The organism is Sorangium sp. So ce362, assembly GCF_051519845.1.
Taxonomy (GTDB): domain Bacteria; phylum Myxococcota_A; class Polyangia; order Polyangiales; family Polyangiaceae; genus Sorangium.
This window is the reverse complement of sequence record NZ_CP150332.1, coordinates 1,110,494-1,121,991: the sequence shown is the minus strand read 5'-3', so window position 1 is coordinate 1,121,991 and position 11,498 is coordinate 1,110,494. Positions and strand designations below refer to the sequence as shown.

At 72.3% G+C, this 11,498-nt stretch carries 9 protein-coding genes and 1 pseudogene; 5 read left to right on the top strand and 5 right to left on the bottom strand.

Annotated features, from left to right (window positions below; all coding sequences use genetic code 11):
* Positions 1 to 2: 2 nt before the first annotated feature.
* Positions 3 to 1,559, top strand: a complete 1,557-nt coding sequence (locus tag WMF17_RS04460) for a hypothetical protein (protein WP_437648291.1) — start codon at positions 3 to 5, stop codon at positions 1,557 to 1,559.
* 120 nt (positions 1,560 to 1,679) lie between these two features.
* On the opposite strand, the gene WMF17_RS04455 is transcribed toward WMF17_RS04460, so the two are convergent.
* Positions 1,680 to 2,075, bottom strand: coding sequence for a RidA family protein (locus WMF17_RS04455; RefSeq protein WP_437600714.1), 396 nt, complete (start codon positions 2,073 to 2,075; stop codon positions 1,680 to 1,682).
* 164 nt (positions 2,076 to 2,239) lie between these two features.
* On the opposite strand from WMF17_RS04455, the gene WMF17_RS04450 reads away from it, so the two are divergent.
* Complete coding sequence (locus WMF17_RS04450) at positions 2,240 to 3,136, top strand: LysR family transcriptional regulator (RefSeq protein ID WP_437648289.1); 897 nt, start codon at positions 2,240 to 2,242, stop codon at positions 3,134 to 3,136.
* 36 nt (positions 3,137 to 3,172) lie between these two features.
* Here WMF17_RS04450 and WMF17_RS04445 read toward each other — a convergent pair whose 3' ends face one another.
* On the bottom strand, positions 3,173 to 4,738 hold the full coding sequence (locus WMF17_RS04445; RefSeq protein WP_437648287.1) for a dipeptidase: 1,566 nt from the start codon (positions 4,736 to 4,738) through the stop codon (positions 3,173 to 3,175).
* Positions 4,739 to 4,886: 148 nt separating this feature from the next.
* Between WMF17_RS04445 and WMF17_RS04440 the strand changes: the two genes are divergently transcribed.
* On the top strand, positions 4,887 to 5,333 hold the full coding sequence (locus WMF17_RS04440) for a hypothetical protein (RefSeq protein WP_437648285.1): 447 nt from the start codon (positions 4,887 to 4,889) through the stop codon (positions 5,331 to 5,333).
* 51 nt (positions 5,334 to 5,384) lie between these two features.
* Positions 5,385 to 7,130 (top strand): annotated as a pseudogene (locus WMF17_RS04435) (DEAD/DEAH box helicase); the annotation flags it as partial.
* A 657-nt stretch (positions 7,131 to 7,787) separates the two neighbouring features.
* Here WMF17_RS04435 and WMF17_RS04430 read toward each other — a convergent pair.
* Positions 7,788 to 8,030 carry an anti-sigma factor family protein gene (locus tag WMF17_RS04430; protein ID WP_437600709.1) on the bottom strand — a complete coding sequence of 81 codons (243 nt, stop codon included), beginning with the start codon at positions 8,028 to 8,030 and terminating at the stop codon, positions 7,788 to 7,790.
* Positions 8,031 to 8,307: 277 nt separating this feature from the next.
* Here WMF17_RS04430 and bioA point away from each other — a divergent pair, with 277 nt between their 5' ends.
* The gene (bioA, locus tag WMF17_RS04425) at positions 8,308 to 9,591 is read left to right on the top strand and encodes an adenosylmethionine--8-amino-7-oxononanoate transaminase (RefSeq protein ID WP_437600708.1); all 1,284 of its coding nucleotides are present in this window, start codon (positions 8,308 to 8,310) and stop codon (positions 9,589 to 9,591) included.
* Between the two features lie 95 nt (positions 9,592 to 9,686).
* Here bioA and WMF17_RS04420 read toward each other — a convergent pair whose 3' ends face one another.
* Together WMF17_RS04420 and WMF17_RS04415 are read right to left on the bottom strand one after the other, a co-directional pair.
* Complete coding sequence (locus WMF17_RS04420) at positions 9,687 to 11,054, bottom strand: RNA polymerase sigma factor RpoD/SigA (protein ID WP_437600707.1); 1,368 nt, start codon at positions 11,052 to 11,054, stop codon at positions 9,687 to 9,689.
* The gene (locus WMF17_RS04415; RefSeq protein WP_437648284.1) at positions 11,038 to 11,265 is read right to left on the bottom strand and encodes a hypothetical protein; all 228 of its coding nucleotides are present in this window, start codon (positions 11,263 to 11,265) and stop codon (positions 11,038 to 11,040) included. Before WMF17_RS04415 ends, WMF17_RS04420 begins: the two co-directional genes overlap by 17 nt.
* Positions 11,266 to 11,498: the final 233 nt, after the last annotated feature.

The window sequence follows — 11,498 nt, the reverse complement described above, 5'->3', positions numbered from 1 at the left end:
TCATGAGGACAGTGGGGTTGATCTGGGTGCTGGGAGCGGTGCTTTCGTGTAGCAAGGCGGAGCCCGCAGGAACGAGCGCGAGCGGCAGCGCGGGAGCGAGCGCTTCCACGCCGGCCGCCGCGAGCGCCGCGGCTTCGCAGAGCGCCGCGGAGAGCGCGCCGACCGCCGAGGTGCCCAGCGCGCCGACCGCCGAGGTGCCCAGCGCGCCGACCGCCGAGGTGCCCAGCGCGCCGTCGCCTGGCAGCGCCAGCCGGCCGAGCTCCTTCAAGGGCGGAGCGAAGGAGAACATCGAGAGCGCCGTGGGTCTCGGCTGCGAAGCCGTGAGCCTCGACGGCTGGTTGCAGTTCCTTTGCCGCAAGAAGAACGGCACTGGCGGCCACCCCAAGCGTGCGCTCATCCGCACGCCCGGCGGCGCGGAGAAGGCGGAAGGTCGCGAGCCCGCGCCCGGGGCCGTCGCGGCCGCGGAAGGCGCCGAGCTCCCGGGGGAGGAGCTGTTCCCCAACGAATACGGCGACCTGACCGTGGTGGTGCCGTTCAGCGGCGACGAGCGGCGCGATGTGACGCTCGAATGGAGTGACACCCGCTACACGCTCGAGGTGAGCGGCTCGAAAGCCCGCCTTATCTGGGCGGGGTCGGGCGTTCCTCACCGCCGCGGCTGTGCCGCGGTGCTCGAAGAGAGCAAGGCGGCCTTGCAAAACGCGCAGAAGCTCGAGCCGGCGGAGCGCCTCACGGCCACCGAGGCGACGAAGCTCCCGCGCTTCGGCGTTTGCCACCCCGCGGGGCTCGGCTCGTGGGCGCTCGCGCTCAAGGCCGCCTCCGCGCAAGGTGAAGGCGCGACGCGCAGCCTCCGGCTCGAGCTCGAGGTCGTGCGCGTGGACATCGAGGGCCAGCGCAAGACCGCGAGCTTCGGCGCGCTCTCCGCTGCGCCCGGTGGGCTCGAGATCTCGGCGCTCCAGGTCTACGACTACGACGACGACGGCAACAATGAGCTCATCGTCCCGTACGAGCTGAAAGCCAACGCCGGCGCGAGCCCCGCGGAGCTGCCCGCGCCGATCTGGTCGTTCGATGCCGCGGGCATCAAGCCGTATGCCAGAGCGCCGCGTGTTTCGGGTGGCGTCGGCGTCGAGCACCTGGATTTCGACATGCGGCCTGATCTCGGGAGCTACGGCGGCTTCGTCGCCTGGCTCGGAGCGGACTGCGGCCTCAAGACCTGCCCGGCGCGCGTGACCGGCCCCAAGCTCTATTTCCACGCGCTGCCCGACGGTGGCTTCTCCGAAACGGACGACGCAGCGCGGGGCGCTTTGAAGCGCGCTTGCCCGAACAAGCCCGCTGTCGTCGTGGTGGAAGTGGCCGGCAGCCTCAACGCCGCTCAGACCGCCAAGAACCTGGTGTGCGCCCGCGCCCACGGCGTCAGCGAAGAGGAGCTTGGGGCGCAGCTGGCCGCCAAACACGCGCTGCTCTGCAATGAGGCCGCCGCGTGCCCGCTGGAGACGACCCTCTCGTCGTGGCTGAAAGCCCCGCTGAACGTCGCGCTGCCCACGCCCGTTGCCAAGAAGTAGCCGGCGATCGGCGCACAGCGCGCGTCGTGCGACAGCGCGCTCGTGACGATGCTCGAGCTCGCCTGGCTGGGTGCGGCGGTGCTGAAACGCCGGAGGGGCGGAAGCTGACCGCCGTCGAGGTTAACCGGTGTGCGCAACGGCGCGGATTTCAATCAGCTGATGAGGGAACGCCAGACCAGACACGCCGATGAGGGTGCCTGCCGGACGGTGTTGCCCCACATACTCCTTGTACAGACCCACGCATCGCTCGAAATGCTCGCTCGGGTTCGTCAGGTAGATCACCATTTCAGCGATATTGGACTTCGTGATGTTGAATCCCGCCAGCACCCGATCAAGGTTCTCCAGCGTCTTCCGGGTCTGTGCCTCGAAGTCGCCCTCACCAACGAACGCGCCCTGCATGTCGTGGGAAAATTGGCCCGAAATGTAGATGGTGCCATTCACGCTGTACCCTTGGGTGACGCCGAAGCCATCTTCCCACGGGACGCCGTGGTCGTAGGTGGTGGCCTTTTTTGTCATGTTCGTTTCCCTTCTGTTTGTAGTTCCGCGCCGCGACATCGACGAGGCGCTGAGAACTGTAGTCAGCCGATTGACGAACGGATTTCTACACAGACGCGAAGGACTTTCTTGACACGTTCCAGACGCCCGGTTCAGCCCAGCGCCGGAGCAGGTGGAGTTGCGATATGCCGCGCGCGAACCTGAACGAGATCCTCGTCTTCATGGCCGTCGTCGATGAAGGGAGCTTCATCGCCGGGGGGCAGGCGATGGGCCTGACCCGGTCGGCGGCGGGCAAGGCCGTGAACCGCCTGGAAGACAGGCTGGGCGTGCGCCTCCTGAACCGCACGACAAGGGCGCTGAGCCTCACCGATGAAGGTCGGGTGTTCTACGACCGCGGTCTGCAGATCCTCGCGGCGGTCGATGACGCCGAGGCGAGCGTGGGCGGACGCCATGGCACGCCGAGGGGAGTTCTGCGGCTCACCGTCCCCGATGCCTTCGGGCGGCTCGTGGTGCTTCCGCTGCTGAAGAAGTATCTCGAGGCCTGGCCCGACATCCAGATCGAGGTGAACCTCACCGATCGCCAGGCGGACATCGTCGAGGAAGGCTTCGATCTGGCGGTACGAATCGGAGAAGCGCCCCCGGACACCCGGCTGATCTCCCGGGTGGTCGCCAAGTACAAGGCCATGCTCTGTGCCTCTCCGTCCTACATCGCCGAGCGCGGCGAGCCGCTGGACGTCGATGAGCTGGCAGCACACGACTGCTTGATCTTCAGCAGTCGCAATCGCAGGCAGAGCTGGCGCTTTCTCGGCGACGATGGAGCCTGGGTCAAGGCGCAGGGTCGAAGCCGCTTGCGGCTGGATAGCGGAGAAGCCCTCCGGAATGCTGCCGTCGCAGGGCTCGGCATCGCGTTTCTTCCGGACTTTCTGGTGGCCGAGGACCTGGCTGCCGGTCGCCTCCGGCAGGTGCTGCCCGACCTCGAGGCTGGGGACGTGAAGATCGTGACGATCTACCCGACCCAACGTCTTCTGGAGCCCCGTGTCAGGCGCTTCATCGATCTCATGATCCAGGAACTTGGCACGTGATGCGCCACGTTGCCAATCGATGCCCCCTCGCGCGCGCTACCGCGACATCCTGAGCTCCGCGGGCGAGCGCTCCGGCGCTCCGTCCTTCGGCAGCCGCGGGGCCGGCTTCGGCGGCGGGGGCGGTGGAGCCGACACCCGCGGCCGCGACGGCGGGTCCAGCGGCGGCCCGGCCGGGGGCGACGTGACCGGCGGCGTCGGCGGCTCGGGCGGCTCGGGCAGCTCGGTCGCGCTGAGCTGCCGCAGGCTGCCGTGCCCGGACAGCGTGGTGTCCGTCGAGGCCGCGTAGGCCTCGGCTTGCTCGAGGACCCGCAGGAAGTTGCCGCCCAGCAGGCTGAGGATGTCCCGGTCCGAGTAGCCGCGCCGGACGAGCTCCAGCGTGATGTTCGGGAGCCCGTCGATGCCAGCGAGCCCGTCCTGGAGCAGCACCTCGTCGCCCCCGAAGACGGAGCCGAGGCCGACATGAGCGATCCCCGCGATCTTCACGACGTAGTCGATATGGTCCACGATCCGCGAGACCGGCGGCGGCGGCGCCATCGGCCCGTCCTGGGCCTTGAGCTTCTCGACCAGCTCGCGGAGCGCCCCCGCGTCGCCCTGGAGCCTCTCGCCGAGCTCCTTGATGTACGCCCCGTACTTCTGCGCGACGCGCGCCGACTGCGCCGCATACGCCTCGTCCAGGTAGAGCGCCCAGGAGTTCACCATGACGATACCGCCTTTCTCCGCGATCGCGCGCAGCATGTAGTCGTCGAGGTTGCGGCGGTGGTGGCCGACGGCGCGCATCGTGGAAGAGGTGATGACCGGCGCATTGGCCACCTTCATGACCTCCTGGAACGTGCTGTCCGACGCGTGCGAGACGTCGACGAGCATGCCGATCCGTTGCATCTCGCGGACCACCGCTTCTCCGAAGGGGGAGAGGCCGCGGTGGCGGACGAGCCCGGGATCGAGGCCGCCTCCCGCGGAGTCCGCCCAGTCGTTCGTCGTCGTGTGCGTGAGCGCCATGGTGCGGACGCCGAGGCGGTAGAACGAGCGCAGCGCAGGCAGGGAGTTCTCGATGGCGTGCCCGCCCTCGATGCCCATGAGCACGGCGATCTTGCCTTCACGCTCGGCGCGGCGCACGTCCCTGGCGCTGCGCGCGAGCACCAGCGTCTCGCGGTGGCGCTCGATCTGCCGGTGAGTCGCGTCGATGAGGTCGAGCGCGCGGCGCGCGACGCCGCCGCCGAGCGACGAGGGCGCCTGCGGCGCGGGCGGGCCGACGTGGATCGAGAAGAACTTCCCCGTGACGCCCGCCGCCTTGAGCCTCGCGAGCTCCGCGGCCGTCGGCTCGCGGTCCAGGCTCACCGGATCGAACGAGCCGCCGGGGAGCAGCGAGGGCACGCTGCTGTGGCCGTCCACGAGGAGCGCCCTGGCTTGCAGCCGCGCGGCCCGCTGCTCCGGCGTCTCGGGTCCCGCCGGGCTCTCCGTCACGTCGGGCGCGGCTTCGGCCCACGGCCCTACCTCGTCGACGCTCGACGCGAAGGGATCGGGCGCCTCCGCAGGCGCAGCGGGAGGAACGCACGCCGCGAGCGTCGCGGCGGCGAGGAGCACGAGGGACAGGGACGTGCGCATGAGCGGATCGTATCATGCGGGCTCGGCGGGCGGAGGGCCCGAGCGGCGACAGAATCGTGCGCTGGAGATGGGAGCCAACAGCGCCGACGGAAGCCGGCGCGGTGAATGAAAAGGCTCCGCGATCGGTTAGGCTCGATCAGGAGACCTCATGTCGATCCGACAGCGCGACTACATCCTCCGCATGATCGAGCAGCTCGCCGAGGCCCTCGGCCGGATCGCCGGGTTCCGGCGCGCCGGCCAGCTCGACGAGGCGGAGCTGCTCGTCCGCTCCACCGCGGACGGGCTCTTCGGCCCGATGCGGGACATGCTCGACCGGCTCGACGCCGCGGGCGCGGCCACCCTGCTCGGCGACCACGAGAAGATCGGCGCATACGCGGCGCTCTGCGCGGAGCGGGCCGAGATCCTCGAGCTCCGGGGCCGGGCCGGGCAGGCGCTCGCGGAGCGCAGGCGCGCGCTCGAGCTCCACCTGGAGGCGATGAGCCGCGCGCCCGAGGGCAACCCCCGCGCAGAAGAGGCCGCGCGCGCGCTCCTCGGCCGGGTGGACGCCGCGCGCCTGGCCGAGCGACACCGCGCCCTCGCCGCCAAGCTCGGCTGACCCGGATAGCGCCGGCTCGCTGTCGGATTGCCATGACGCCGGCGTGAACCCATGAGACGGGGGGCCTCCGTGGAACCGACCCATCCGTCCGTCAGCTTCGCCACGCTCGGCATCGGGCCCGCCCTCCTCGGCGTGCTCGCCGAGCTCGGCTATGAAGAGCCCACCCCGATCCAGCGCGAGGCGATCCCGCACCTCCTGAGCGGGCGCGACCTGCTCGGGCAGGCCGCCACCGGCACCGGGAAGACGGCCGCGTTCGCGCTGCCGCTCCTCGAGCGGCTGGAGATCGGCAACGAGCCGCCCAGCCGCCCCGTGGCCCTCGTGCTCGTGCCGACCCGCGAGCTCGCCATGCAGGTGGCCGAGGCGATGCACCGCTACGGCCGCCGGCTCGGCGTGCAGGTGCTGTCGGTCTACGGCGGCCAGCCGTTCGGACAGCAGCTGCGCGCGCTGCGCCGCGGGGTCCACGTCGTCGTGGCGACGCCGGGCCGGGCGCTCGACCACATCGGCCGCGGTACGCTCGCCCTCGACGGCATCCGCACCGTCGTGCTCGACGAGGCGGACGAGATGCTCGACATGGGCTTCGCCGAGGCGCTGGAGGCGATCCTCGCGGCCACGCCGGCGGCGCGGCAGACGGTGCTGTTCTCCGCGACGCTGCCCCCGCGCATCGCCGCGATCGCCGGCCGGCACCTGCGCGAGCCGGTGCGGGTCAAGATCGCCGGCGAGAAGACCGCCCCGGGCGAGCTCCCGCGCATCCGCCAGACGGCGTACATCGTGCCGCGCGCGCACAAGCCCGCCGCCCTGACGCGGGTGCTCGACATGGAGGACCCATCGTCGGCCATCCTCTTCTGCCGCACCCGCAACGAGGTGGACGAGCTGAGCGAGGCGCTGCGCGCCCGCGGCTACGAGGCCCAGGCGCTCCACGGCGGGTTCTCGCAGGAGCACCGGGATCGCGTGATGGCCCGCTTCCGCGCCGGCACCGCCGACCTGCTCGTCGCGACCGACGTCGCGGCGCGGGGGCTCGACATCGAGCACGTGTCGCACGTCATCAACTACGACGTCCCCTGCGCCGCCGAGGTGTACGTCCACCGCATCGGCCGCACCGGGCGCGCCGGCCGCGAGGGCGCGGCGATCACGCTGGTCGAGCCGCGCGAGCACTACCTGATCCGCAACGTCGAGCGGCTCACGGGCCAGCGCATCACGGTCGCCACGATCCCGACCGTGGCCGACCTGCGCGCCCGGCGCCTCGAGCTGACGCGCGCCTCGCTCCGGGAGGCGCTCCTGGAGGGCGGCGCCGAGGGGTTCCGGGTCGTCGTCGAGGGGCTCGCCGAGGAGTTCGACGTCATGGACATCGCCGCCGCGGCGGTGAAGCTCGCGCACCACGCGACGGAGGGGGAGCGGCAGGAGGACGAGGCGGAGATCCCCGCGATCCGGCCGCCGCCGCCCGGGCCGGAGCGCGGCTACGGCTACAACGACCGCACGTGGCGGGGCCCGCCGGGGGCGCGCGGGCGCCCGGGAGAGGGGTCGGGGCGGCCGCCGCGGCGCGAGGGACGTGAGGAGCGGGAGACCGACGGCAACGTCGCGCGGCTCTACATCGGCGCAGGGCGCACCGCGGGCATCCGGCCGGCCGATCTTGTCGGCGCCATCGCGAACGAGGCGTCGCTGACGTCCCGCGACATCGGCGCCATCCAGATCGCCGACGGCTTCTCGGTGGTCGAGGTCCCGGCCGACGCGGCGGACAGCGTCATCGAGGCGCTGCGCTCCACCCGGATCAAGGGGCGCAAGGTCCAGGTCCGCCACGACGAGGGGCCCGGCGGCGCGCGAGGCGGCGCGCGCGAGGCCCGGGGCGGCGAGCGCGAGGCGCGGGGCGGCGAGCGCGAGGCGCGAGGCGGCGAGCGCGAGGCGCGGGGCGGCGCGGACGAGGTGCGAGGCGGCGCGGACGAGGCGCGGGGCGGCGCGGACGAGGCCCGTGGCGGCGCGGACGAGGCGCGGAGCGGCGCGGCCACGGAAAAGCCGCGAGCCAGCGCGGTCAAGGCGCGGGGCGACGCGGCCGAGGCGCCGGACGACGCGACAAAGGCGCGAGGCGGCGCGGCGAAGGCCAAGGCGCGGAGCGGCGCGGCCACGGAAAAGCCGCGGGCCAGCTCGGTCGAGAGCCGGGACGGCGCGACCGGCATGTCCCCCCCTCGGCGTCGGGTGGTGGTGCAGTCGTTCGAACGGGAAGGCAGGAAGGTGGGCAGAAAGCCCGGATGAATTCCCGTCTTCCCGACTCCATGTGGAACCCTCTTGGCAACTGACAGCACGACCCGGCGTCGAATCCGGGTCTGAGTCCACGGCTGCCCGGGCCGGCGCCTGCTCCTCGGGAGAGCCGGCGCGGCCGACGCCCACGGCAGCGCGGCGGGCACGGCATCCCCGCGGCACCGCCCTCCGGCCTGAGCTCCACCGCTGCCCAGGCAGCTCAGCTCAGTCGGCGGTGGCCTTCCGCCGCTGGAACTGGGCGAACAGCGCGGCGCGGACCTCGTCGTGCAGCGGCTCGCCCGGGATCCCCCGGAGCGCGTCGACCGTCAGCTCCATCTGCCGCAGGTAGGTGCGGCACCTGTCACACCACGCGAGGTGCCGCGCACAGCCCTCCTCTTGCTCCGAGGACAGCTTTCCCTCTTTCCTGTCGGTGATCATCTCCGTCAGCTGACAGCACGTGACGAGCATGCGCGCTCACCCCCTCGTCAGGTATCGCTCCAGCGCGGCGGCGCCGGGCAGAGCGCGTCGGGCGCCGCGGCGCCGGGCACCGGGGAGCCGTCCGGCGCCGCCGCGGCTCGCCCGGCCGCCCCCTGGTGGCGCTGCGCGTCCTGGGCTAGACGCGTCGCGATGCCCTGGCGATCGGTCGAGCTCCGAGGAACCCGCGCGCTCGCGCGCCGCAGCCCGCCGGGTGGGCTGCTCGAACGAGCCCGCAACCCGTCGGCCCGCCAGGCACCAGGAGAGCTCCGTGCCTAGTCGAGACGATCTCATCGCGCGCGACCGCCGCTGCGTCATCCACCCCTACGCCGCGCCCATCTCGACCGCCCCGCTCTTCGCCGTCGAGCGCGCGGAGGGCGTTCGTCTCACGCTGACCGACGGCCGCGAGCTGATCGACGGCATGTCCTCCTGGTGGGCCGCCATCCACGGCTACGCGCACCCGGCGCTGACGGCGGCCGTCAGCGACCAGCTCGGGCGGATGAGCCACGTCATGTTCGGAGGGCTCACCCACGAGCCCGCGGTCGCGCTGTGCGAGACGCTCGTGGCGATCACGCCCGAGCCGCTGACGCGCGTCTTCCTCGCCGACTCCGGATCCGTGGCCGTCGAGGTGGCCATCAAGCTGGCCCTGCAGTTCTTCATCGCGCGGGGGCAGCCCGAGAAGCGCCGCCTGGTCAGCGTGCTCGGCGGCTACCACGGCGACACGTTCGGCGCGATGGCGGTCACCGATCCCGTCAATGGCATGCACCACCTCTTCCGCGGCGCGCTCGCGCAGCACCTGTTCGCGGCGGCGCCCGGCCCGGCCTTCGACGCGCCCTGGTCGCCGGACGCCCTGGGCAGCATGGCCGCGCTGCTCGAGCAGCACGCGCACGAGGTCGCCGCCGTCATCCTCGAGCCGATCGCGCAGAACGCCGGCGGGATGCGCTTCTACCACCCGCGGTACCTGCGCGAGCTGCGCGCCCTCTGCGACCGCCACGGCGTGCTGCTCATCCTCGACGAGATCGCGACAAACTTCGGCCGCACCGGGGAGCTGTTCGCCTGCCAGCACGCGGGCGTCGCGCCGGACATCATGTGCCTCGGCAAGGCCCTCACCGGCGGCACCATGAGCCTGGCCGCCGCGCTCTGCACGGAGCGCGTGGCCGAGACCATCGCCGGGAGCGAGCCGCGCGCGTTCATGCACGGCCCCACGTACATGGGCAATCCGCTCGCCTGCAGCGCCGCGCTGGCCAGCATCCGGCTGCTGCTCGGCTCGCCATGGCGCGCGCGCGTCGCGGCCATCGAGGCGCAGCTCCTCCGCGAACTCGCCCCCTGCCGCGCGCTCGACGCGGTGGCCGACGTGCGCGTGCTCGGCGCCATCGGCGTTGTCGAGCTCAAGCAGCCCGTCGACATGGCGCGCGTGCAGCCAGCGTTCGTGGAGCGCGGCGTCTGGCTGCGGCCTTTCGGGAAGCTTGTCTATACGATGCCGCCGTACATCATCGAGCCAGCAGAGCTGTCGCGCATCAGCGAGGCCATCGTGGGCGTGCTGTCCGAGGTTTGAGGCCCGGACGGCTGCTCGCAACCGGAAGAGCGATGTTCCGGGGCTCGCTCCGGGTCGACCGCAGCGGCGCCGCCGGGCCCCGCCGCCGCCCGGGTCTACCGCGGCGGCGCCGCCGGGCTCCGCCGCCGCTTCGAGCCCTTGTTTGCGCGGTGGTCTTTCGAAGGGCGGTTTCCCAGATGGGCGTTGAGCCCTTTGCTCCTCGGAGAGGCTCGCAGCCGCTCCAGCGCGGCGGCCTCGATCTGACGGATGCGCTCGCGTGACAACGAGAGTGAGCTGCCGATCTCTTCGAGCGTGCGCTCGGGCGCCTCGTCGAGGCCGAAGCGCTGGCGGAGGATCTCCCGCTCGCGCGGGGGCAGCGTGTCCAGCAGCTCCGCCGTCTGGCGGCGCATCTGCGCCTCGGCGACCTCCTCATCCGGCGCCGCTGCAGTCCGGCTAGGGATGAGGTCGCCGAGCTCGGCGTCCTGCTGCTCGCCGACGGGCGCCTGGAGGCTCAGCGGCTCGGGAGCGATCTCGAGGACCCCGCGCACCTCCTTGGGCGACAGGCCGCTCTTCTCGGCGAGCTCGTCCTCGGTCGGCTCTCGGCCGAGCTCCGCCGCGAGCTCCTGGCGCACGCGCTGCACTCTCCGGCGGCGGCCCAGGAGATGGACCGGCACGCGGAGGGTCTTCGTTTGCTCGGCGATGGCACGCGTCATCTGCTGATCGACCCACCATGAGGCATAGGTGGTGAAGCGATGGCCGCGCCGATGGTCGAACTTGTCCGCCGCGCGCATCAGGCCGATGGTCCCCTCCTGGATGAGATCATGGAGCGGTAGGCCGTGGTTCAGATGGCGCTTGGCAAACCAGACGACGAGACGGAGGTTTGACTCGACGAGCCGGGCTCTGGCGCTGTCCGCGACGCGGCGGCCCTCCTCGATGAGCTCAAGTGTCGTCCGCGTCACCTCGTCAGCCGAGCCGCTCGCGCGGAGCGCGCCGACGATGCGATCGAGCAGCCGACGATGGAGGCGGACGCGCTCGAGCTCCTCGAGGATCGCCGCGCGCTCCCCCGGCTCGGTCGGCTCTCCCGCCGAGAGCGCCCGGGCCAGAGCCCCTGCGCGCCGGAGCACAGAGACGAGGCGCTGCGCGATTTCCTCGCCGGCCAGCACCCCCTCGTCGGCTGCGCGGAGCACATCGCGCAGGCGGAGCTTTCGCGCGTCGAGCTCTTCGCCGGCTGCGCCGAGCTCGCGCAGCGCGAGCGGCGATCCCACGAGCGCTTGCAAGATGGCTCGCTCGCCCTCCTCGATGCTCCGCGCGAGCTCGATCTCGGCCTCGCGCGTGAGGATCGGGTACCGGCCGAACCCGCCGAGGTAGAGGCTCGCCCCACTGGGGTAGGGCGCCTGCTCGGCGCGGGGCAGACGCCCGGTCCGCCCGCCGCGGGCAGGCTTGCGCGCGGCGGCAGATCGGCCTTGCTCAGCGCGCGTGGCCATGAATCGGCTCGCCGCGGCCCAGCTCGATCTCCGGGACACCGAAGGTGGCCACGCGCACGTCGCCGCGCGGCTGCTCTGGCGGTATCGTGTACCGCGCGGCGGGGCGGCCGGCGATCCTCGCCGAGGCCTGCTCCTCGGGCTGATGGTAGAATCGCTGCTGGGAGGCGCAGGCGGCCATCCCCAGCAGGGAGGGGGTCAGAAGGCGTCGCATGGCCCTCCTGGGGTGCAAGCGCCGTGCGCTGGAGGAGCGTGGCACGAACGTGAACGCGATCGAGCCGGAGGGGCGGGGCGCCGCGGAGGAGCCCGGTCATCGCGGGCACCGGCGGGAACGGCGTCTACAGCCGCGAGCAGGCGCTCCGCACCGCGGCCGACTCGGCCCGATCTGGTCGTCGACGCGCCCGGCAACCTGGTTCACAACGCCGTCCTCTACCGGCGTCGCGCCGG

Excerpts from the sequence above, each read along its gene's own strand:
- WMF17_RS04460 (WP_437648291.1), top strand. The coding sequence starts at position 3 with ATGAGGACAGTGGGGTTGATCTGGGTGCTGGGAGCGGTGCTTTCGTGT.
- WMF17_RS04455 (WP_437600714.1), bottom strand. The coding sequence starts at position 2,075 with ATGACAAAAAAGGCCACCACCTACGACCACGGCGTCCCGTGGGAAGAT.
- WMF17_RS04450 (WP_437648289.1), top strand. The coding sequence starts at position 2,240 with ATGCCGCGCGCGAACCTGAACGAGATCCTCGTCTTCATGGCCGTCGTC.
- WMF17_RS04445 (WP_437648287.1), bottom strand. The coding sequence starts at position 4,738 with ATGCGCACGTCCCTGTCCCTCGTGCTCCTCGCCGCCGCGACGCTCGCG.
- WMF17_RS04440 (WP_437648285.1), top strand. The coding sequence starts at position 4,887 with ATGTCGATCCGACAGCGCGACTACATCCTCCGCATGATCGAGCAGCTC.
- WMF17_RS04430 (WP_437600709.1), bottom strand. The coding sequence starts at position 8,030 with ATGCTCGTCACGTGCTGTCAGCTGACGGAGATGATCACCGACAGGAAA.
- WMF17_RS04420 (WP_437600707.1), bottom strand. The coding sequence starts at position 11,054 with ATGGCCACGCGCGCTGAGCAAGGCCGATCTGCCGCCGCGCGCAAGCCT.
- WMF17_RS04415 (WP_437648284.1), bottom strand. The coding sequence starts at position 11,265 with ATGCGACGCCTTCTGACCCCCTCCCTGCTGGGGATGGCCGCCTGCGCC.